Consider the following 19,566-nt stretch of genomic DNA (forward strand, 5'->3'; position numbering starts at 1 on the left):
AGTAACTGTAGTTAATAACTGTGATGGAAGTTCAGATTTAACCGCCAGTAATTACACAGGAAGTTTGTTGTGGAGCAATGCTGCAACAACGGCGAGTATTCATGTAACGAATGCTGCAACTTATACGGTTACTCAAACTGCAACAAATGGTTGTACCAGTCTTGCAGGCTCTGGAACATCAGCTCCGAAAACAACACCAAGTGCACCAACAGTAACTGTAGTTAATAACTGTGATGGAAGTTCAGATTTAACCGCCAGTAATTACACAGGAAGTTTGTTGTGGAGCAATGCTGCAACAACGGCGAGTATTCATGTAACGAATGCTGCTACTTATACGGTTACTCAAACTGCAACAAATGGTTGTACCAGTCTTACAGGCTCTGGCACATCAGCTCCGAAAACAACACCAAGTGCACCAACTGTAACGGTAGTGAACAACTGCGATGGAAGTTCGGATTTAACTGCCAGTGATTATACCGGAACTCTGTTGTGGAGTAATGCTGCAACAACGGCGAGTATTCATGTAACGAATGCTGCAACTTATACGGTTACTCAAACTGCAACAAATGGTTGTACCAGTCTTGCAGGTTCTGGAACATCAGCTCCGAAAACAACACCAGATGCGCCAACTCTTTGTGTTATTCAGCCTTCTCTATGCTCAAGTACAGGAAGTATTACTGTTCAAAGCCCAACTGGAACAGGGTATCAATACAGTATTGATAATGGAGCTCATTGGCAACCAGAGACTTTATTTTCTGCTTTAGCTGCTGGCTCTAATCCTAGCATTATAGTTAAAAATGCCGCTGGTTGTATTTCTTTTCCTGCTTCTAGTTGTGATGCGGCAAATTGTCCACCAGCTTCTGGTAAAATTACCAATTCAGACACCAAAACAACAGAAACAATTGTTCCTATAGAAACAACTCTAACCGCTAAAACCAGTAACGTAGGTTTTGACGCGTATCCTGTTCCTTTCAAAGATAGGCTTACAATCAAATACAAATTTGATTATGTGTCTGATGTGAAAATTGATGTGTTTAATGCTCAAGGTATTTCAGTGCTTTCTAAAACGGATACCAATAGTTATCTGAACAAAGAAATTGCGCTAGACCTAAAATTAAATAAAGGAAAAGAACAAGTATATATTGTGAAAGTGACTACTGATCGTGGAAGCAGTGTGAAAAAAGTAATGTCTTCCAGATAATTTTAAAAATTAATTTTAAATGAAAAGCATCCTTAATCGGATGCTTTTTTTGTTTACTTGATTTTAATCTGAAAATATTAAAAAGTGTTTTTATTTAATTTTAAATAGCCAATATGCAATTCATCTTCTTTTAAATCATCTTCAGATTTTGTGATTTTCAATGCATATTGTTCTTTAAATTGCTTGTCTAATATATCCGATACATTATAAATATCATCCACATCGATTCCGTATTTATCATCAATATGGGAAGTTGCCCCTTTGAAACCACAATGTTTATAGAAAGTGGTTTTTTTGGCATTTTTGGATACTAATCTTAAACTTTCGGCAACAGAAAGCATTTTATAATGGTATTCTTCAAATTCATTTTCTTTGTAACCCCCCAGATTAATGAAAAATAATTTTTCAGAAGCGGTATTTTCGACTACATCTTTCGGAATGATTTCAATCGAATAATTATTGACTACAGCAACTTCTCTCCAGGCATCAATATGAAGTTTTCCTTTGGCTTCAGGCCAAAAAAAATTCATCTGTGGAATCAAATTTTTCAAGGAACTTCCAATTCCGAAAAAAATATCGTGTTGTTCTGTAAACCTTCCTATCGGCTTACAGCCCAGCATTAGCATGTAAAGTTTTAGTTGTTTTTCCATTTTAAATGGTTAATTTTTTTTTCGAAAATAAAGTTTGGCACAATTCATGAATATAGAAAATAAAATTAACCATTTAAATTTTAAAAACATGAAAAAGATATTTACCCTTTTAGCCATTGTAGGATTATTTAGTTTACAAAGTTGTACCGTAAACGATGGACCTATTGTAGATAACACGACTAGTGAAGTATTTGAAGTTAACGCTTCGTTTACTTCAACGAATGATTACAGTAAATTAATCACGTTTGATTATCCGATTTATTCTTCGGATGTAGTATTAGTATACCGATTATCCGGTAGTTCACAAGGTAATGACGTATGGAAATTATTGCCTGAAACTCATTATTTTAGTGACGGAACATTAGATTTTGGGTATGATCAAGATTATACTACAAGAAATGTAAATGTCTTTATGATTGGTAATAATTTGCAAACAGTTTCTACGGACTTTAGATTGAATCAAGTATTAAGAATTGTGATTGTGCCTGCAGGTTTTGCTACTTCAATCAATAAAAATAGTTTTGAAGCGGTTATGTCGACTTTAAAATTAAATGAAAGTCAAATTCAAAAAATCCAAATGTAACTTTAGGTTATAAAGTAAAAAAGGAAATCGTAAGATTTCCTTTTTTTATGCTTTTATTTTTAGAACATTATATAGATTAACTATTTTCTTCAGCAACTTCTTCTTTTCCCAATTTTATAGATACAATAATTCCGGCCAATAGCGAAATGGCTATAAAAGCTAATGATACCCATTCTGGGATTTCGATAAAATCGTGGAGCAACATTTTGAGTCCCACAAAAGTTAAAATGGCAATAAGGCTGTATTCTAAATGGGCAAATTTTTCTAACATATTGGCCAAAAAGAAATACATGGAACGCAAGCCTAATATGGCAAAAATATTCGAGCTAAAAACTAAGAAAGGATCGTTAGTAATAGCCAAAATTGCAGGAACGCTATCAAGTGCAAAGATAACATCCATAACTTCAATAATTACCAATGCAACAAAAAGTGGTGTTGCGGCAGTAATATGTCGTCTTTTTACAAAGAAATGTTCTTCATCGATGTGACTAGTGATCGGCATAATTTTTCGTAACGTTTTGTATACAAAAGATTTTTTGGGTTCAAATTTCTCATCTTCACTGGTAAACAGCATTCGCATTGCAGTATAAATCAGAAATATACCGAAAATATAGGTTGTCCACGAAAATTTATTGATAAGCAAAACTCCAAAATAGATCATTAGGCCTCTAAAAACAATAGCACCTAGAATTCCCCAAAACAAAACTCGATGTTGGTATTTTCGCGGTATTTTAAAAGAAGAAAAAATAATAGCAATTACAAATATATTGTCTACGCTTAAAGATAATTCTATTAAATATCCGGTAATGAATTTTATTGACGCTGCGGCGGGTTTCAATCCATCCGGATTAGAAATATAATTATTGCCATATAACCAATAGATAACTCCGGAAAATAAAAAAGATAAAGTTACCCATATAGCAGTCCATTTACCAGCTTCTTTGGAACTAATAATATGTGGCGTTTTATTAAAAACACCTAAATCGAGTGCAAGAAATAGTAAGATGGCAGCTAAAAATAAAATCCAGACAATCATATATAAAGTTGTTAATTATACGTTTGGTAAAGATACTTTTTGATTTTTTAAATTTGAACCTTATTTAAAATAAAGTTGTGGTTGGGAAATATATTCCGGGCTAATCCTAAAAAAAAAGTGCCTTCACAAATGAAGGCACTTTTAATTTATAAACAAATCAAGTTTATATAGATTCTTATACTAATTCTTCAATTAATACAGATTTTACAGTTTTTACAATTCTGGCAGCAATTTTGTATGGATCACCGTTAGATGCTGGTCTTCTGTCTTCCAACCATCCTTTCCATCCTTTTTGAACAGTAATTAATGGGATTCTGATTGAAGCTCCTCTATCAGAAACTCCATAAGAGAAATCATGGATAGAAGCAGTTTCGTGCTTACCTGTTAAACGTTGGTCATTGTAAGCTCCGTAAACAGCAATGTGTTCTGCAGTTACAGGTCTGAATGCCTCACATATTTTTTCGTAAACTTCTTGAGAACCACATGTTCTTAATATTTCATTAGAGAAGTTAGCATGCATTCCAGATCCATTCCAATCAGTATCGCCTAATGGTTTTGGGTGGTAATCAATATAGTAACCGTATTTCTCAGTTAAACGATCTAGTAAATATCTGGCAATCCATATTTCGTCACCTGCTTTTTTAGCGCCTTGAGCGAATAATTGAAATTCCCATTGACCACAAGCAACTTCTTGATTGATACCTTCAAAGTTAATTCCGGCAGCGATACATAAATCAGCGTGCTCTTCTACTAATCCTCTTCCATGTGTGTTTTTACCACCTACTGAACAGTAGTACATCCCTTGTGGTGCAGGGTATCCTCCAATTGGAAATCCTAAAGGCAATAAAGTTTTAGTATCCATAATGAAATATTCTTGTTCGAAACCAAACCAGAAATCACCATCATCATCAATAGTAGCTCTGCCGTTAGAAGAGTGAGCAGTACCATCAGCATTCATAACTTCTGTCATTACTAAATATCCATTGATACGTGTAGGATCTGGGTAAATAGCAACAGGTACTAATAAACAATCAGATGAACCACCTTCTGCTTGTTTTGTAGATGAGCCATCAAAAGACCAGTTTCCTATTTCTTCTAATGTTCCTTTGAAATTTTCGTGTTCTTCAACTTTGGTTTTACTTCTTAAGTTTTGAGTTGGTTCGTATCCATCTAACCAAATGTATTCTAACTTTATTTTAGCCATAATAATATAAATTTATTTTCTTTTTGATAATTTTCTTTTGCAAATATAAATTAATTTGTCGATGTCGTAAAATCAGGGGGTAATTTTTATTTAATGAGGTATAATTTTTAGCATTACTTCATTTTTTTAGGGGTATATTTAAAAAAATGCAATTTTAATTAGTTATAAAAATTAAATTCACAATGCTGGTTTTTTAGTCATTAATAAATAGTTAAGATTTTTATTACTTCAAAAGTGAAATGGTCAATTTTTTTAATTTTAATTCTATGTTAAAAAAGAAAGTTAAGATATGTTAATGAGAGGATTAAAATATTACAGGAATGAATTATATTTGTATGTATTCTAAATCACGATTAATATTTAAATTTATAAATTATGTCAACACTACGTTTTCAAGCTTTGAGAGAAGCTTCAACCAGAAAGCCAGTTCAATTTGAAGAGACTGATAGAAAATCAACTATTTTTGGTGCAAATGTGTTTAATGAAAGGGCAATGAAGCAATATTTGACTTCGGATGCTTTCAAAGGAGTGCAAGGTGCCGTTCAACACGGAACTAAAATAGACAGGAAATTAGCAGATTATATCGCAATGGGAATGAAAGAGTGGGCCTTGTCAAAAGGGGTTACTCATTATACTCATTGGTTTCAACCTCTTACAGGAACAACTGCTGAAAAACATGATGCTTTTTTTGAAACATCTTATGACGGTAGCGATCCGGTAGAAAAATTTGGTGGAGCACAATTAGTACAACAAGAACCAGACGCTTCTAGTTTCCCAAATGGTGGAATTAGAAACACATTTGAAGCAAGAGGATATACGGCTTGGGATCCAACTTCTCCAGCATTTATTTATGGAACTACTTTATGTATTCCTACGGTTTTCATTTCTTACACAGGAGAAGCATTAGATAATAAAATTCCATTATTGAGAGCTTTATCTGCAATGGATGAGGCGGCTACAGAAGTATGTAAGTATTTTGACAAAAATGTAAAGAAAGTTACTGCAACCCTGGGATGGGAACAAGAATATTTCTTGATTGATAAATCGTTAGCAGATTCTCGTCCTGATCTTTTGATGACAGGAAGAACTTTGCTTGGACATACCTCTGCAAAAGGACAACAATTAGACGATCATTATTTTGGTTCTATTCCAACACGTGCGTTAACATACATGAGGGATTTAGAGCAAGAATGTATGTTGTTAGGAATTCCGGTTAAAACACGTCATAATGAAGTGGCTCCAAATCAATTCGAGTTGGCACCTATTTTTGAAGAGACTAACTTAGCAGTTGACCACAACTGTTTATTAATGGATGTAATGCAAAAAGTGGCTGAACGTCATGATTTGAAAGTATTATTCCATGAAAAACCGTTCAAAGGAGTTAATGGTTCCGGAAAACACAACAACTGGTCATTAGCAACTGATACTGGAGTAAACTTGTTGAGTCCAAGTAAAACGCCTATGAGCAATTTACAATTTTTGACTTTCTTTATTAATACTATAAAAGCGGTAAATGATTATGAATCATTATTAAGAGGTGCAATTGCAACGGCAAGTAATGACCATAGATTAGGTGCAAATGAAGCACCACCGGCAATTATTTCTGTATTTATTGGAGAGCAATTAACCAAAGTTTTAGCTGAATTAGAAGGGGTAACTACCGGGAAATTATCTCCAGAAGAGAAAACAGATTTAAAATTAAATGTAGTAGGTAAAATTCCAGATGTGCTTTTAGATAATACAGATAGAAATAGAACCTCACCATTTGCATTCACAGGAAATAAATTTGAGTTCAGAGCAGTAGGATCTTCTGCAAACTGTGCTAATGCAATGACGACTTTGAATACTATTGTTGCTAAACAATTGAAAGATTTTAAAATTGAAGTTGATTCTTTGATTGAATCTAAAGACATGAAGAAAGACGATGCCATCTTCAATGTTTTGAGAGAGTATATTAAAGTTTCCAAAAAAATTCTTTTTGAAGGAGATGGTTACAGTGATGAATGGGAAATCGAAGCAGGGAAAAGAGGTTTGAGTAACTTTAAAACTACTCCTGAAGCATTGAAAGCGAGAGCTTCTAAACAAGCTTTAGATTTGTTTTCTGAAATGGGTATCATGAACCACATTGAAGTGGAAGCGCGTTACGAAATTGAATTGGAAGAATACACGAAGAAAATTCAAATTGAAGGAAGAGTTTTAGGTGATATTTCTACAAATCACGTTATTCCAACTGCAATCCGTTACCAAAATACTTTGATTGAAAATGTTAAAGGGTTGAAAGATATTTTTGGAGCTGAGTTTGAAACAATTGCCAAAGAGCAAATTATTTTAATCAAAGATATTTCAAGACATATTGAAGGAATCAATTCTAAAGTAGTTGAAATGACTAACGAAAGAAAGAAAGCAAATGTAATGACTGATGCTCAAGAAATGGCTGAGGCCTATTGTAATAACGTAAAGCCTTATTTTGAAGTGATACGTGAACATTGTGATAAACTGGAGTTGTTGGTAGACAATGAACTTTGGACATTGACTAAATATAGAGAATTGTTGTTTACAAAATAATAACAAACACTATTTCATAAAAATGCCTATCCGTTTTGGATAGGCATTTTTTTTTTAAAAAAGTTGAATTTTACTAAACTGTTTGTTCTGCAGTTGTTGGGTCAATGGTAGCGAATACTTGACTTATGGAATTTGCTGGAAATCCACCTGCCTTTGCATGTTCCCGAATCATATCCTCGTTGGGAGCGATATAAGTACAATAGATTTTGTCAGCGGTGACTTGGCTGTTGACCCATTGAATTTGGGGTCCCATTTTACCCAGTACTCCACAAGAAGTTTGTGAAATGGCTCTTAACTGATCGGAATTAAGTTTACCTGCACCGGGGATTTCTCTTTCAATTACATATTTAGGCATAATGTTGTGTTTTTTAGTTTCCTACTCTTATGGCTTTTCGGTAAGGCCCCGTTTTTTTATGTGGTGGCTGGTTTCCACTTTTTTGAGTATAATTTTTGGTTTAAAGTTTCTTAAACTTTTAAATGGGTTTGGCTATAAATTTTTAATTAAAATCAATCCAAATCTAGTAGGATGCCCATTGTGATAAACAGTATTTGTTTACAGATTATTTTTTGTATTTGTTTTATAAAGTGCTAGTAGACAAAATGCTAAGACAAATTTAATAAAATAAATCCATATTCAATTTATAGATTATAGATTTAACGAAACACTTGAAAACCCAATAGGCAAAACCCAAAAAAAATAATTATCTTTGCCGCAAAACACATCTGCCTAAAAGCAGGTTACACAACTAGACTACATGAGTTCAGATACTTCAAAAAGATATGCGCTTCGCGGTGTTTCGGCATCCAAAGAAGACGTGCATAACGCCATAAAAAACATCGATAAAGGATTGTTTCCTCAAGCATTTTGTAAAATTGTCCCTGATTATTTAACCCAAGACGAAGACTATTGCCTGATTATGCATGCGGACGGAGCGGGAACTAAATCTTCTCTGGCGTATATGTATTGGAAAGAAACTGGAGATATTTCTGTTTGGAAAGGCATTGCCCAAGATGCATTGATTATGAATATCGATGATTTATTGTGTGTAGGAGCAACGGATAATATTCTGCTTTCTTCCACCATTGGAAGAAATAAAAATCTTATTCCTGCCGAAGTAATTTCAGCAATCATCAATGGAACCGAAGAGTTAATCAAAGAACTGGATTCTTTTGGCGTGACCATTCATTCCACAGGAGGTGAAACGGCTGACGTAGGGGATATCGTTCGAACTATTATTGTAGATTCTACCGTAACGGCTCGTATGAAACGTTCTAAAGTAATTGACAATGCCAATATTAAAGCGGGTGATGTCATTGTAGGTATGGCTTCTTTTGGTCAGGCTACTTACGAAAAAAGCTATAATGGCGGAATGGGAAGCAACGGATTAACATCGGCGCGTCATGATGTTTTCGGGAAATATTTGGCAACCAAATATCCTGAGAGTTTTGATGCTGCAGTTCCTGAAGAATTAATCTATTCCGGACAAGTGAATCTTACTGATGCTGTTGAAAATTCGCCAATCGATGCAGGTCAATTAGTGCTTTCGCCAACCAGAACTTATGCGCCTATTATCAAGAAAATCTTGGATAAATATTCGTCCAATGAAATTCATGGAATGGTGCATTGCAGTGGAGGAGCGCAAACCAAAATTTTACATTTTGTACAAAATCTACACATTATAAAAGATAATTTATTTCCGGTTCCCCCATTATTTCAGCTGATACAAGAACAATCCAAAACCGATTGGAAAGAAATGTACCAAGTATTCAATTGTGGACACCGCATGGAAGTATATGTTCCCGAAGCTATTGCCCAAGACATTATTGCAATTTCAAAATCGTTCAATGTCGATGCACAAATTGTGGGTAGAGTAGAAGCCGCAGATTCTAAAAAACTGACCATCACCAGTGAATACGGAACTTTCGAATATTAAAAAACTTTAATTGATTGCTAATTTTTCAATCTTTTAATTTTTCAATCTTTCAATTTTTTTAAATGTACGAATTACTTTTTTGGAGATATCAGGACGGCATCTATCTAAACCATCACTTGGTTTACGAAGCCATTATTGAGGAACAAGAAGTAGCAGGTCTCGAAGAAATTCCTGTGACTGTCATCCTCAATAGGATTAATACGCTGTTTTCCCAATGGGAAAAAGTAGATGACAACAGTTGGAAAAACAACAAAGGGAAAGGCGCTTTTCAAATAAAAACCACTCCTCAAAGCATTCAAATCGATTGCTACGGCACCGAAGGGAAAATCATGAATCAATTGGTAGATGCCTTGGCAGAGTTCAATTGTCCACTGTACGATCCCCAAGTTCCAGAGCGTTACGACGAAATGAGTGAGTAGCATTTTTAGGAGCTATCCCGAAGGCTCGGGACAGCTAACCGTTTCAAGTCCGCGCATAAAACACTATTTTTCTAAGTCATAAAAAGGAGCTTCCGTTGGTCGCTCTTTTATAACAAGAAAAATTAGTGTTTTATACTGTGGGCTTTTCACTTTTATCTGGGCTAAGACATCCACGATTATTTATTGAATTCGAAAGGGGCCAACTTAAATGAACTTATACTCCTTATATGTTTAAAAAATTGTGCTAAATGTTTTAGTTTTATCTATACTCATAATTGGTATTGTCTTTTTTTTATAAATTAGCCCAAAAAAGAATCATGTCTGTTTCTCAATTCCCCCAAAATACAATTCTCGAAGACGAATCAATTTTACTGCGTCCTTTACGGGAAACGGATGTCGAAAATTTATTGGAAATATCCCTCAACGAACCCGAAACCTGGGAATATTCCTTAGTGCGTGCAAACGGCAAAGAAAATCTGGAAAATTATATTCAAATTGCCTTAAAAGCCAAAGAAAATAAAACCGAATTCCCCTTTATAGTTTTCGATAAAAAGTCTGGAAAATATGCTGGAAGTACTCGTTTTTACGATATTAATTTGGAGTTCAAAACCTTGCAATTGGGCTACACTTGGTACGGTAAAGACTTCCGAGGAACCAGACTTAACAAACGCTGTAAATTTTTACTGTTGCAATTTGCTTTTGAAACCCTAGGAATGGAACGCGTAGAATTCCGTGCGGACAATAATAACCAGCGAAGCATTGCAGCCATGAAAAGCATTGGATGCACAGTAGAAGGCGTCATGCGAAACCACATGCCCACTTTTGGGAGTGACGTACGCAGAGACAGTATTATTTTGAGTATTCTTAGAAATGAGTGGTTTGATAGCGTTAAAGAAAACTTGAAGAATAAATTATAATAAAATCTAAATTTCAGGTTTTAAATACTGGGACTTTTATTATGATCATCGCAATAGTATCTGGAATAGTATTTGGAATGTTTTTTACTGGGGTTTTTAATTTCATTCATAACGATTAGTACAGATATACTAATAATTGAAGAAAAGAAACACCAAACCGAAACGATATAATCTACATACAAAATGGTTGTGATGATATAGGAAATTATGATGGTAATGCTTAAAATCCACATTTTTTTGATTTCTGAGAATAGTGGTGGAGCAACAGTTGCAATGATATAAAGTAGGTCTCCATAAGAGCTAAATACTATTGGATAACCTTGTAGGTAGGAGATATGTCGTCCAATAATTTTGGCTTCAACAGGATAATTGATCAAACAATACCCAAGATATAAAGCTACTGATAAGCCTATTACTACCAGTACCCACTGAAAAAGAACGTTCTCCTCTTCTTTTTTGAGTTTCAACGAGGCAAAAGGAATCCATAAAGGCCAAACCACTTGAGCAAAAAACAAAAAGGTATAGGTTGAGACTTGTTGCAATGGGGCGAAATAAGGTTTGGTCAATGCTAACCATAAAAAGCCCTCAGAAATCTGTTGCACACAAAAAATAATCGGGATACAGGCAAAATAAATTTGGGAAGGTTTTTTTACTTTTTTTAGTACCGCAACACTTATCGCTGCAAGAACAATACCCGCTGTAAAACTGGTAGTAGCTGAAAAATACATAGGCTTTACTTTATAATGAATTATGACTTTGGATGTGCCATTAGGCACGGAATATTGGTAGAAAACAATAACCAATATGTATTTCGCGTACCTATGATTATAGTACGTTGACAAATTTTGAACCCAATTAATACTACCAATATTCAGTATCTAACGGCACAAAAAACAGACTTTCAACCCTTGATTTGTATTGTTAATTTTAAGTTCATTTTATTAATTACCATACCCACCATGGCGCTTGCAGGACTTCGGCATAAACAACCAAATCGAAAATGGCATGCGTTATAATAACAGGCACGATGCTTTTTGAATAATGCTTTAAAAACCCCAGTACGATATAAGCCGCAAAAGACCATATAAAAAAAACTACAATATTTTGTTGATGTATTGCCACAGGCGAAAGGAATAGACAAGCTTTGTAAGATGCATGCGCAAATGCGGCAAATACTACGGCAAAATCCGTATTTAACTTGCTTATTTGACCTTGTATGAAACCACGAAAAACTAATTCTTCGATGGCAGCAACACTTACTGCCACTAACACGAATGGTCTGATTTCTACAGGTAGAATAGGCATTCCTAAATGGTCTCTGTAATAAATTGCTGCTATAATACCAAGTTCAAGACCAATAACAATTTGTATAAGCATTTTTAGAGAGAAAAGATTCTTAAATAAAAGCCTAAATGTTACTGAAGGAGAATTGATATCACGGCTTATGATAAAAGCGACCATTACCAAAGGAATAAAAGCTACTGCTTTAAATGGAAAAGGGTAGGTGATTAAATAGGCAAACACCATAATTTCAGCACTGCTGATTACTGCATCTAGGACTCCTTTTTTGGTTCGTCTCGGTATCGCTTTTATTTGTTCAGAGTGGTTCATTTTTTTACCTTTTTAAATGATTTTTTTAATAATTTCCTTGGAAAAACTAAACTGAATAAAAATACTGCGGGTACTAGCAAAAGCAACCACCCTGACCCCATACACGCACCTTTTTCAGCAATTAGAACTTCATGATTTTTTTCATTGGAAGGAAATTGAACATAACTGTAATTTTCTGAAAAGTTTATGACGTGGCCTTTGCCAAAAAAATTTACGAAAGTAAAACGTTGCTCTCCTTTAAATTGATACGTAACCCAAAACAATATCGCAAATAGTAATGCCACGAGTACAATGGATATCCAGCTAATCGGTTTTGGTTTATTACTTACACTGTCTTGAAAGGTTTCCATAACGTAGTGGTTTTGGTTAGAAACATAGAAAACGAATCCTATACGCTTATTGTCTTTATGTCATTACTGTAAACGGATTAAAATGAAACAGGGGTATTGAAAATGGAAATGCTTAAAATGATTCCTAAAATGCAATGAGGAGTTACACCCATCATTTTTTAAACAATTGATTTAACCTGTAAGTTAGTTGAATTGATATTCCTGTCTAACTTGTAAAAAATAATAAGATTTTGGGGATAGTAGGATTCTAAAATAGGAATTCCTTCATAAGAGCTAAATTAAAAATAAATTTTGATTCTAGCAACTGAAAATCAGTATATTATAAAAATAAAATTTATAAAGTACGTTTTTTAATAAACCTCATTTAAAATTACTTAAACGAGCTAGATTTAAATGTTATTTAATTTCCTGTAAATAAAGGAATTTTGCACGTTCTAAATCTATGGTTTTGCCCAAAGGGATTTCCAAGAAATAATCCAATTGCCATTTTTGGGTTTTCTGTGCCTGTTTGTTCGTTGTGATGGCCCAAGGAGGATACACTCGAATGGCGCGTTTCCCCTCTTTCAAATCAATTGTAAGGATTCCTTGTTGACTAAGCACTGATTTAGGAAATACGAATTGACCAAAATGATCCCCGCTTTGAGTATTGACAATAAATAAATCGATGTTATCTGAAACGTCAAAAGGCCGTATAGGTCCTTTTGCCAGTCTTTTCCATAACGTAACAAATTGACCCACTTTTGTCGGAGTAGTTTTGGCCACGCGAAATAGTATTTTTAGTGCATTCAGTTCAAATTGATACGCACCATAATCCTCACTTTCTTTTTCCGGCACCGTGTTGGTAAGTTGAAAACCACAGGGATTAAACACAAAGATTTTGGTTTTTAAAAGGATATTAGGTATTGGGAGCATGAATTTATTTTAGGAGTGTAGTACTTTGTCAACTGCTTTGTTTATCTTTTTACGATTTTTCGGAATTCTTTTTTATATGGATTAATACTCTATCGTGAATTTTATGAATTATTAAATCGCTCCATTCTTGCCAATAAAAGGCAGGTTTTATATTGTGATAATACCAAGTTGTTCCTTCAAGTAAAGTCTTTCCGTTCTTTAATTCGGTTAATTTAAATTGACCTTTTTTAGATACAAAATAATCGTGCAAATGTGGTGCGTCGATATTCCAAAAACTCAATTCTTTCATTGGTGCAGGTTGTTCAAGAACATCAAATTTTAATAATTTTCCTTCGTCCCAAACGGTCACTGGTTCAACGAAACTTCCAGTCGTAAAATTGCAATGTCTTAATGAACCGATCCCGCTTCCAACAATTTTAGCGTTGATTGGATAGGCAATTCCAGTTTTAAATATAAATTCGGTTGGTTCGTCTAACTGTGGAAATTCAATTACGTTTTTCCAAACTTCCATAGGTTTAGCATGTATTATGATCGATGTTGTTACCGAAGTCAATTCTGGTTTGATTTTATTTTCTACAAATGAAGTTAGCGGAATAATTCCAATTAGAATGAATAAAATTGATGGAGTAGAAGCTGATGATTTTTGCAATAAACTATATCCTGTCAAACTTCCAATCCAAGTTAATAAAATACCTAATGGAGCTGCCATTGCAATACAAATTAATCCTTCAATTGCAAATACAATCAAAGCAAGCGTACAAATTGCAAGTGCTGTATATCCAATCCAAATCGCTTCACTTCTTGTTATTTTGTTTTTGTAACCATAAAGTAATGTCGAACAAAATCCAATTAAAAACGGTGTTAGTATAAAAAGTGCAATTCCATATTCACCAATTCCATAAATTCCCCAAAGCGATAAAATTCCAGAAATTAGGACTGTAATTATTATTGAAACCCATTTGCGTTTGGTTTGATTTAAATGAACTAGTTTATTAAATATTTTCATATGCTTTTAACTTAATGACATTGCGTTCTCGCTAGCTGGGAAATATTCTCGACTGTTATAATTCTCAAGTCTTTGCAATCGTCTATGGTTGAAGTATAATCCATAATAAATTCATTTATTGCTACTAACGTTTTAGGGCTTGGCGTACTAGCGGTATTATAGCACTACCTTTGATACGAAGCTCTTCACCCGCCATTATGTCAAACCCTTGTTACAAGCAGTGTTTATTGTATATCGTCAGTTTTTTTCGTAGTAAAGAATTAAAATACCACTGTCGCAAGTAATTGAGTTTTTAAGTTTCAACGGTTGCCAATTTTCTAACTGTTCAAATGCCGAAACACCTTTCCCGATTGCGATTGGGTTTACAAAAAAATGAAACTCATCAATAAGTCCGTCTTTAATCAACGATGAAACAAAGGAACTACCGCCATAAACAATAATGTCTTTGCCTTCTTGGTTTTTCAATCTGTTGATTTCATCTTTTAGGTTGCCTTTTGCAAGTTCGGTTTTGTCCCAAATGGATTTGTCAAGCGTTTTTGTAAACACAACCTTTTTTGTATTTACAATTCGTGTTGCGAAATCATACATTGGGTCGTCTGGTTTTGTAAAAGTGTCTTGCCAAAACGGAATATAGTCAACCGCCAATTTTCTGCCAATAAGGATTGTGTCTGACGTGTCAAGCAAGTCAACAACATATTGCTTAATCCCGTCCAAGTCCCAAGTCACCCATTGCTGTTCGTCGTTCGGTCCTGTCGAGTTAAACCCGTCAAGCGTAACTTGCATTTGTAGTTTCAGTTTTCTCATTTGCTAGCGTTTGTTAGTAGTTATAGTCGTGTTAGATGATTGCCCGTCTCTGATGATTTTTTCTAAAAGTCTGCGAAGGACTTTCCGCCCGCCAAATGTTGATAGAAGCACTTCCGTTGCAATTTATGTCAAAGTTTAATAAAAGTCCGTCAGAGGACAGTTCTCCGATGAATTTACAAACTGTCGTTATTTTGCTGCCGTCTAACATTGCCTGTAACTTGTATATACCAGCCACAAAGTGGCTACAATCCACACAAATTAGGTTGGCTTTGTGCCATAAAATGGCTTTTTGTTGTTTTGTAAATTTATAAAAAAAACATTGCAAATTATCGAAAGCACTTTTTATTTGCTAAATGCTTTTTTGAATTTACCTAGAACTATTTTAGTTGTTTTTACCGCTGTTTTGCGTGAGGGATAGCAGTGAAAATCCTTTTATGAAGCACAGCGGAATAAAAGATTGCAACGGATAGCCCGACCCGTTTTTTCAGCGGGTCACGCCCAAATTCTTAATTTTGGAAGGCTGATTTGAGTTTTTGTACCACTAATTTTTAAATAAAAAAGGTAGTGGACTTTGCGAAAAACTTTGCGAACTTTGCGGTCAAATAAATGAATATGAAATGAGCCTAGTGCAAGTTTGAAATAAATACCGATAGCGCTATGCAAATTACAGATTCCTTTAAAAACAAATATAAACTACGTATGAAAATAAATCCAAAAAACGGAATTGACAAGCTCATTTTCGGAATGAAACAAAATGATGTAACTGCTATTTACGGTAAACCAGACAGGAATTACAAGGACGAAGATGATAATGTGATTTTTGCCTACAACAAACTTAAAATGCGTTTGACTTTCTATGTGGAGGAAGATTTCAAATTAGGTTATATCGTGGCTTCGAGTCCAGAACTGGAGTTGTTTGGGAATAAAGTGATCGATAGAAAAATCAGTGAGGTCAAAAAAGATTTGGCTGCCAAAGGAATCACTAAATTCACTCAGGAAGAATTCGACACGTTCGAAAACTATTTCAATGAGGAAAACTGGATTATCTTTCAAACGGAATTTGATGAGGTCGTGAAATTTGAGATTGGTGCAATTATCAATCAAAAAGACGAATTCGACTGGAAATTTGGAAAGAAATAATTTTCTAAGATTTAGAACCTACAGCAGCTGTTTCTGCGATTAAAAACTTAAATGAACATATATTTCTTATGTGGTTAGATTTTAAACATAGAAGGAATATAAGTCCATCTAAGACTTAAAATTTTAAAATGGTATTGCATAAAAAACCCGACAGGTTATTAAAACGTGTCGGGTTTGTTTATTATATGCTTTTGAAATTTACTGTTTTGGAGCCGGTTGTTTTTCAAACATTTCCAATTCGAAAACAAGATTTGCATTTGGCGGAATCACGCCTCCAGCACCTCTTTCGCCATAGGCCAAATTTGACGGGATGAATACCACCGCTTTGTCTCCAAAAGATAATAGGTTCAATCCTTCTAAAAATCCAGGAATCATTCCGTCTTTTTTACCTGCTTGAAAAGGGAAGGCTTGGTATCCGTTTTGGGCGGCTCTGTTCGCATCGTATTTGCCGTACGCTTTGCTTACGTCTTCATAACTGCTGTCAAATAAGGTTCCATCCTCAAAATAACCGGCATAATGAAAATAGAAAGTCGTTCCGTCAGCAGGTTTTACACCGCTTCCTTTTTGGATTATTTTATAGGCTAAGCCTGAAGCTGTAGTAGTTGCAGTAGCTTTATTCGTTTTTAAATCAGCTAGTTTAGCAGTGATAACGCTACCGTATTTTTCAAAATATGCTTTTTTCTCTTCCGTTTGAATTGCGGCTTGCTTTTTGTGGTTTTCAGCATCAATTAAAGCTTGTTTCTTAGCGTCTTCGGCTTTATTGCCATAATAGTCTGAGAATACTTTAGGGGCATTAAACTGTTTTGCTAAAGCTCCTTTTCTTACAATGGTAATTTTTTTAATGACATCGTCTTGGGCAATCAAGTTGACAACGTTCATTCCTTGCGTTACATGGCCAAAAATAGTGTGTTTTCCATTTAACCAAGGCGTGTCTTTGTGTGTGATAAAGAATTGGCTTCCATTGGTAGTTGGACCTGAATTGGCCATAGCCAAAATTCCTCCTTTGTCAAATTTCAAATCGGTAAACTCATCTTTGAACGCAAAACCTGGGCCACCAGAACCATTTCCGGATGGATCACCACCTTGAATCATGAAATCTTTAATAACACGGTGGAATTTTAAACCATCAAAAAATGGTTTTCCTTTTAGTTTTTCGTCAGCTACAAAAGCATTTTTTCCTTCGGAAAGGGCTATAAAGTTAGCTACGGTAACCGGCGTTTTTTTGTATTCCAGCTGAACGGTAATATCTCCTTTAGTAGTGGCAATAGTGGCGAAAATCCCTTCGACTGCTACGGGAGCTTTTTTTACAGCAGCTTTTACTGCTGTTACCGGTTTTTTGGCAGGAACTGGTTTCTTAGTTTGAGAATGTACGGTTAACATTCCTAAGAATAATAAAATTAGAATTTTAAATTTCATTTGGTAATAATTTAAGGTCTGACTTTTTTAGTTATTGTTGCATTAATTCAATTTCAAAAATAATATTAGCATTTGGCGGAATAACTCCACCTGCTCCAGCTTCTCCATAAGCCAATTTCGACGGTATGAAGAGTATGGCTTTGTCTCCGAAATTTAATTTTTCCAGTCCTTCAATGAATCCAGGAATCATGCCATCTTTTTTTCCGGCTTGAAAAGGAATCGGTTGGTAGCCGTTTTGGGCTGCTCTGTTTTCATCGTATTTTCCAAAAGTTTTAGCAACGCTTTCTATACTTGCGTCAAAAAGTTCACCGTCTTCCAGAAAACCGGCGTAATGAATGAAAAGATTAGCGCCATTAGCTGGTTTTTTACCGCCGTTTTTCTTGGTTATTACGTATTCTAATCCTGTTGGTGTTTTTATTGCTTTGGTTTTTAACGCAGCAAAATAAGCTATTTTTTGGTCCCGAACAGCTTTATATTTTTGGTCGTAAATTTTTTTATTTTCGGCTTCAATTGCCAATTTTTTCTTTTGGTTTTGAGATTCTACTGAGAAGTAATCGCTAAATGTTTTTACTGCATCAAACTTTTTTGCCGCTTCACCATTTCTGATAATAGTCACTTTGTTGATGAAATCGTTTTGCTCAATCTTGTTCACTACATCCATTCCTTTTTCGACCACATGACCAAAAATGGTATGTTTGCCATCCAGCCAAGGTGTCGCAAGATGCGTAATGAAAAACTGGCTGCTGTTCGTTGCCGGACCGTTATTGGCCATAGCCAAAACACCGCCTTTGTCAAATCTCAAATCAGTAAACTCGTCTTTAAATTTATAACCGGTATCTCCAGATCCTGTTCCTAATGGATCTCCCGTTTGTATCATGAATTCTTTAATTACTCTATGAAATTTCAAACCGTCAAAAAAAGGTCTGTTTTTAAGGTTTTCATTGGTAACAAATTCGTTTTTTCCTTCCGCCAAAGTCACATAGTTGGCCACTGTGATAGGTGCTTTTTCGAAATCTAATTGTACAATAATTTCTCCTTTATTGGTTTCAATTTTGGCATATAAACCATCAGGAAGATTGTTATGCTCTTCTTTACAAGAATAAAATGAGGCAATTACAAGGAATACGAGTAGGAAACTTTTTTTCATTTCTAAATTATTTTTTTATTGTGTTATAGTATCTTGTGATTTGATTTCAGTGGTAACTTCCGGTTTAACAACGGGTGCAGGAGCAGCAGCTGGTTTTACTTCATTTTGCTTTCTATACGCAGCTTCCGACATGAAATTGCGTAAAGTCACCGTGCAAAGTAAAGGTTGGTTCGTACCAATTTTTTTATTGTCGCCATGATAACCATAACCCATATGTGAGGTGAAAAGAAAATTAACTTTCTCTTTTTTATGCATTAATTTGATACCGTCTCTCAATCCCATCATAATATTTTGTTTATCAACATAATAAATTTGGGGTCTCAATTCTAATTCGGAATAAATAATATTGCCTTTCAAATCTTTGAGTTCATAATCAAAAAATGCAACATCTCCCTTTTTAGGTGTTAGCGTATCCAGTGTGTTTTTTATCGAATACGAATACCAATATCCTTTGGTTGAAGCGATAAATTTAGCTTTAGGATTTCTTTTGATTACAGCATTAATTTGTCCTTCCTCACCGGCAATTAATTTTTTATTCCGCACTATCGATTTCTTCATGAATGTTCCGGAAGCTTGAGATATAGGTCTGCGAGCTTCTTGATGTTGTTTACAACTGGAAACTAATGCGAACAAAAAGAATACAACTGCGATTAATTTGCTGTTTTTCATGT

Annotated in this window: 20 protein-coding genes; 7 read left to right on the top strand and 13 right to left on the bottom strand. The window is 34.7% G+C overall.

The annotated features are described in order from the left end of the window. The coding region (locus tag ACM55K_RS11100) for a T9SS type A sorting domain-containing protein (RefSeq protein WP_416850281.1) at nucleotides 1-1,201 on the top strand (1,201 nt) is incomplete at its 5' end. Between the two features lie 77 nt (nucleotides 1,202-1,278). Here ACM55K_RS11100 and ACM55K_RS11105 read toward each other — a convergent pair. After that, nucleotides 1,279-1,851, bottom strand: coding sequence for a DUF1543 domain-containing protein (locus ACM55K_RS11105; RefSeq protein WP_416850282.1), 573 nt, complete (start codon nucleotides 1,849-1,851; stop codon nucleotides 1,279-1,281). Nucleotides 1,852-1,939: 88 nt separating this feature from the next. Here ACM55K_RS11105 and ACM55K_RS11110 point away from each other — a divergent pair, with 88 nt between their 5' ends. After that, on the top strand, nucleotides 1,940-2,434 hold the full coding sequence (locus ACM55K_RS11110) for a hypothetical protein (RefSeq protein ID WP_416850283.1): 495 nt from the start codon (nucleotides 1,940-1,942) through the stop codon (nucleotides 2,432-2,434). A 76-nt stretch (nucleotides 2,435-2,510) separates the two neighbouring features. On the opposite strand, the gene ACM55K_RS11115 is transcribed toward ACM55K_RS11110, so the two are convergent. Both ACM55K_RS11115 and ACM55K_RS11120 read right to left on the bottom strand, forming a co-directional pair. After that, the gene (locus tag ACM55K_RS11115) at nucleotides 2,511-3,470 is read right to left on the bottom strand and encodes a TerC family protein (protein ID WP_416850284.1); all 960 of its coding nucleotides are present in this window, start codon (nucleotides 3,468-3,470) and stop codon (nucleotides 2,511-2,513) included. 175 nt (nucleotides 3,471-3,645) lie between these two features. Next, on the bottom strand, nucleotides 3,646-4,674 hold the full coding sequence (locus tag ACM55K_RS11120) for a glutamine synthetase beta-grasp domain-containing protein (RefSeq protein ID WP_416850285.1): 1,029 nt from the start codon (nucleotides 4,672-4,674) through the stop codon (nucleotides 3,646-3,648). Nucleotides 4,675-5,049: 375 nt separating this feature from the next. On the opposite strand from ACM55K_RS11120, the gene ACM55K_RS11125 reads away from it, so the two are divergent. Continuing rightward, the gene (locus tag ACM55K_RS11125) at nucleotides 5,050-7,239 is read left to right on the top strand and encodes a glutamine synthetase III family protein (RefSeq protein ID WP_416850286.1); all 2,190 of its coding nucleotides are present in this window, start codon (nucleotides 5,050-5,052) and stop codon (nucleotides 7,237-7,239) included. A gap of 73 nt (nucleotides 7,240-7,312) precedes the next feature. On the opposite strand, the gene ACM55K_RS11130 is transcribed toward ACM55K_RS11125, so the two are convergent. Continuing rightward, nucleotides 7,313-7,594, bottom strand: a complete 282-nt coding sequence (locus tag ACM55K_RS11130) for a DUF4242 domain-containing protein (RefSeq protein ID WP_416850288.1) — start codon at nucleotides 7,592-7,594, stop codon at nucleotides 7,313-7,315. A 400-nt stretch (nucleotides 7,595-7,994) separates the two neighbouring features. Here ACM55K_RS11130 and ACM55K_RS11135 point away from each other — a divergent pair, with 400 nt between their 5' ends. The 3 genes from ACM55K_RS11135 (at nucleotide 7,995) to ACM55K_RS11145 (ending at nucleotide 10,509) form a co-directional block, all read left to right on the top strand. Continuing rightward, nucleotides 7,995-9,173, top strand: coding sequence for an AIR synthase related protein (locus tag ACM55K_RS11135; protein ID WP_416850289.1), 1,179 nt, complete (start codon nucleotides 7,995-7,997; stop codon nucleotides 9,171-9,173). 62 nt (nucleotides 9,174-9,235) lie between these two features. Next, on the top strand, nucleotides 9,236-9,592 hold the full coding sequence (locus tag ACM55K_RS11140) for a hypothetical protein (protein ID WP_416850290.1): 357 nt from the start codon (nucleotides 9,236-9,238) through the stop codon (nucleotides 9,590-9,592). Between the two features lie 317 nt (nucleotides 9,593-9,909). Beyond that, nucleotides 9,910-10,509: a GNAT family N-acetyltransferase gene (locus ACM55K_RS11145; RefSeq protein WP_416850291.1), complete on the top strand. Its 600-nt coding sequence runs from the start codon at nucleotides 9,910-9,912 to the stop codon at nucleotides 10,507-10,509. A gap of 20 nt (nucleotides 10,510-10,529) precedes the next feature. Here ACM55K_RS11145 and ACM55K_RS11150 read toward each other — a convergent pair whose 3' ends face one another. The 6 genes from ACM55K_RS11150 to ACM55K_RS11175 all read right to left on the bottom strand — a co-directional run bounded on the left by ACM55K_RS11150 (nucleotide 10,530) and on the right by ACM55K_RS11175 (nucleotide 15,192). After that, a complete protein-coding gene (locus ACM55K_RS11150) occupies nucleotides 10,530-11,237 on the bottom strand; it encodes a DUF6629 family protein (RefSeq protein ID WP_416850292.1) in 708 nt (235 codons plus the stop codon). Between the two features lie 217 nt (nucleotides 11,238-11,454). Then, nucleotides 11,455-12,120 (bottom strand): CPBP family intramembrane glutamic endopeptidase, encoded by a 666-nt coding sequence (locus ACM55K_RS11155; RefSeq protein WP_416850294.1) that lies wholly within the window; start codon nucleotides 12,118-12,120, stop codon nucleotides 11,455-11,457. Next, nucleotides 12,117-12,470 carry a hypothetical protein gene (locus tag ACM55K_RS11160; protein ID WP_416850295.1) on the bottom strand — a complete coding sequence of 118 codons (354 nt, stop codon included), beginning with the start codon at nucleotides 12,468-12,470 and terminating at the stop codon, nucleotides 12,117-12,119. Before ACM55K_RS11160 ends, ACM55K_RS11155 begins: the two co-directional genes overlap by 4 nt. 396 nt (nucleotides 12,471-12,866) lie before the next feature. Further along, on the bottom strand, nucleotides 12,867-13,382 hold the full coding sequence (locus tag ACM55K_RS11165) for a MepB family protein (RefSeq protein ID WP_416850296.1): 516 nt from the start codon (nucleotides 13,380-13,382) through the stop codon (nucleotides 12,867-12,869). A 49-nt stretch (nucleotides 13,383-13,431) separates the two neighbouring features. Then, a complete protein-coding gene (locus ACM55K_RS11170; RefSeq protein ID WP_416850297.1) occupies nucleotides 13,432-14,388 on the bottom strand; it encodes an SRPBCC family protein in 957 nt (318 codons plus the stop codon). Between the two features lie 237 nt (nucleotides 14,389-14,625). Then, the gene (locus ACM55K_RS11175; protein ID WP_416850298.1) at nucleotides 14,626-15,192 is read right to left on the bottom strand and encodes a dihydrofolate reductase family protein; all 567 of its coding nucleotides are present in this window, start codon (nucleotides 15,190-15,192) and stop codon (nucleotides 14,626-14,628) included. 699 nt (nucleotides 15,193-15,891) lie between these two features. Here ACM55K_RS11175 and ACM55K_RS11180 point away from each other — a divergent pair. Further along, the gene (locus tag ACM55K_RS11180) at nucleotides 15,892-16,332 is read left to right on the top strand and encodes a hypothetical protein (protein WP_416850299.1); all 441 of its coding nucleotides are present in this window, start codon (nucleotides 15,892-15,894) and stop codon (nucleotides 16,330-16,332) included. Nucleotides 16,333-16,530: 198 nt separating this feature from the next. Here the strand turns inward: ACM55K_RS11180 and ACM55K_RS11185 are convergent, their stop codons facing one another. Genes ACM55K_RS11185 through gldI form a run of 3 tightly spaced genes read right to left on the bottom strand, consistent with a single transcriptional unit; the run spans nucleotide 16,531 to nucleotide 19,564 of the window. Continuing rightward, entirely contained in the window at nucleotides 16,531-17,748 is a 1,218-nt protein-coding gene (locus tag ACM55K_RS11185; RefSeq protein ID WP_416850301.1) for a peptidylprolyl isomerase, read from the bottom strand. A 31-nt stretch (nucleotides 17,749-17,779) separates the two neighbouring features. Continuing rightward, the gene (locus ACM55K_RS11190; protein WP_416850302.1) at nucleotides 17,780-18,895 is read right to left on the bottom strand and encodes a peptidylprolyl isomerase; all 1,116 of its coding nucleotides are present in this window, start codon (nucleotides 18,893-18,895) and stop codon (nucleotides 17,780-17,782) included. 15 nt (nucleotides 18,896-18,910) lie between these two features. Further along, nucleotides 18,911-19,564, bottom strand: a complete 654-nt coding sequence (gene gldI, locus ACM55K_RS11195; RefSeq protein ID WP_416850304.1) for a gliding motility-associated peptidyl-prolyl isomerase GldI — start codon at nucleotides 19,562-19,564, stop codon at nucleotides 18,911-18,913. Between the last annotated feature and the right edge of the window lie 2 nt (nucleotides 19,565-19,566).

Source organism: Flavobacterium arabinosi, assembly GCF_048158725.1.
Taxonomy (GTDB): Bacteria; Bacteroidota; Bacteroidia; order Flavobacteriales; family Flavobacteriaceae; genus Flavobacterium; species Flavobacterium arabinosi.

What these genes read in the sequence shown, in the direction of transcription:
- ACM55K_RS11135 (WP_416850289.1), top strand. Translation starts at nt 7,995, where the DNA reads ATGAGTTCAGATACTTCAAAAAGATATGCGCTTCGCGGTGTTTCGGCA.
- ACM55K_RS11145 (WP_416850291.1), top strand. Translation starts at nt 9,910, where the DNA reads ATGTCTGTTTCTCAATTCCCCCAAAATACAATTCTCGAAGACGAATCA.
- ACM55K_RS11155 (WP_416850294.1), bottom strand. Translation starts at nt 12,120, where the DNA reads ATGAACCACTCTGAACAAATAAAAGCGATACCGAGACGAACCAAAAAA.
- ACM55K_RS11130 (WP_416850288.1), bottom strand. Translation starts at nt 7,594, where the DNA reads ATGCCTAAATATGTAATTGAAAGAGAAATCCCCGGTGCAGGTAAACTT.
- ACM55K_RS11190 (WP_416850302.1), bottom strand. Translation starts at nt 18,895, where the DNA reads ATGAAAAAAAGTTTCCTACTCGTATTCCTTGTAATTGCCTCATTTTAT.
- ACM55K_RS11105 (WP_416850282.1), bottom strand. Translation starts at nt 1,851, where the DNA reads ATGGAAAAACAACTAAAACTTTACATGCTAATGCTGGGCTGTAAGCCG.
- ACM55K_RS11175 (WP_416850298.1), bottom strand. Translation starts at nt 15,192, where the DNA reads ATGAGAAAACTGAAACTACAAATGCAAGTTACGCTTGACGGGTTTAAC.
- ACM55K_RS11185 (WP_416850301.1), bottom strand. Translation starts at nt 17,748, where the DNA reads ATGAAATTTAAAATTCTAATTTTATTATTCTTAGGAATGTTAACCGTA.
- gldI (WP_416850304.1), bottom strand. Translation starts at nt 19,564, where the DNA reads ATGAAAAACAGCAAATTAATCGCAGTTGTATTCTTTTTGTTCGCATTA.
- ACM55K_RS11170 (WP_416850297.1), bottom strand. Translation starts at nt 14,388, where the DNA reads ATGAAAATATTTAATAAACTAGTTCATTTAAATCAAACCAAACGCAAA.
- ACM55K_RS11120 (WP_416850285.1), bottom strand. Translation starts at nt 4,674, where the DNA reads ATGGCTAAAATAAAGTTAGAATACATTTGGTTAGATGGATACGAACCA.
- ACM55K_RS11160 (WP_416850295.1), bottom strand. Translation starts at nt 12,470, where the DNA reads ATGGAAACCTTTCAAGACAGTGTAAGTAATAAACCAAAACCGATTAGC.
- ACM55K_RS11150 (WP_416850292.1), bottom strand. Translation starts at nt 11,237, where the DNA reads ATGTATTTTTCAGCTACTACCAGTTTTACAGCGGGTATTGTTCTTGCA.
- ACM55K_RS11140 (WP_416850290.1), top strand. Translation starts at nt 9,236, where the DNA reads ATGTACGAATTACTTTTTTGGAGATATCAGGACGGCATCTATCTAAAC.
- ACM55K_RS11180 (WP_416850299.1), top strand. Translation starts at nt 15,892, where the DNA reads ATGAAAATAAATCCAAAAAACGGAATTGACAAGCTCATTTTCGGAATG.
- ACM55K_RS11110 (WP_416850283.1), top strand. Translation starts at nt 1,940, where the DNA reads ATGAAAAAGATATTTACCCTTTTAGCCATTGTAGGATTATTTAGTTTA.
- ACM55K_RS11125 (WP_416850286.1), top strand. Translation starts at nt 5,050, where the DNA reads ATGTCAACACTACGTTTTCAAGCTTTGAGAGAAGCTTCAACCAGAAAG.
- ACM55K_RS11165 (WP_416850296.1), bottom strand. Translation starts at nt 13,382, where the DNA reads ATGCTCCCAATACCTAATATCCTTTTAAAAACCAAAATCTTTGTGTTT.
- ACM55K_RS11115 (WP_416850284.1), bottom strand. Translation starts at nt 3,470, where the DNA reads ATGATTGTCTGGATTTTATTTTTAGCTGCCATCTTACTATTTCTTGCA.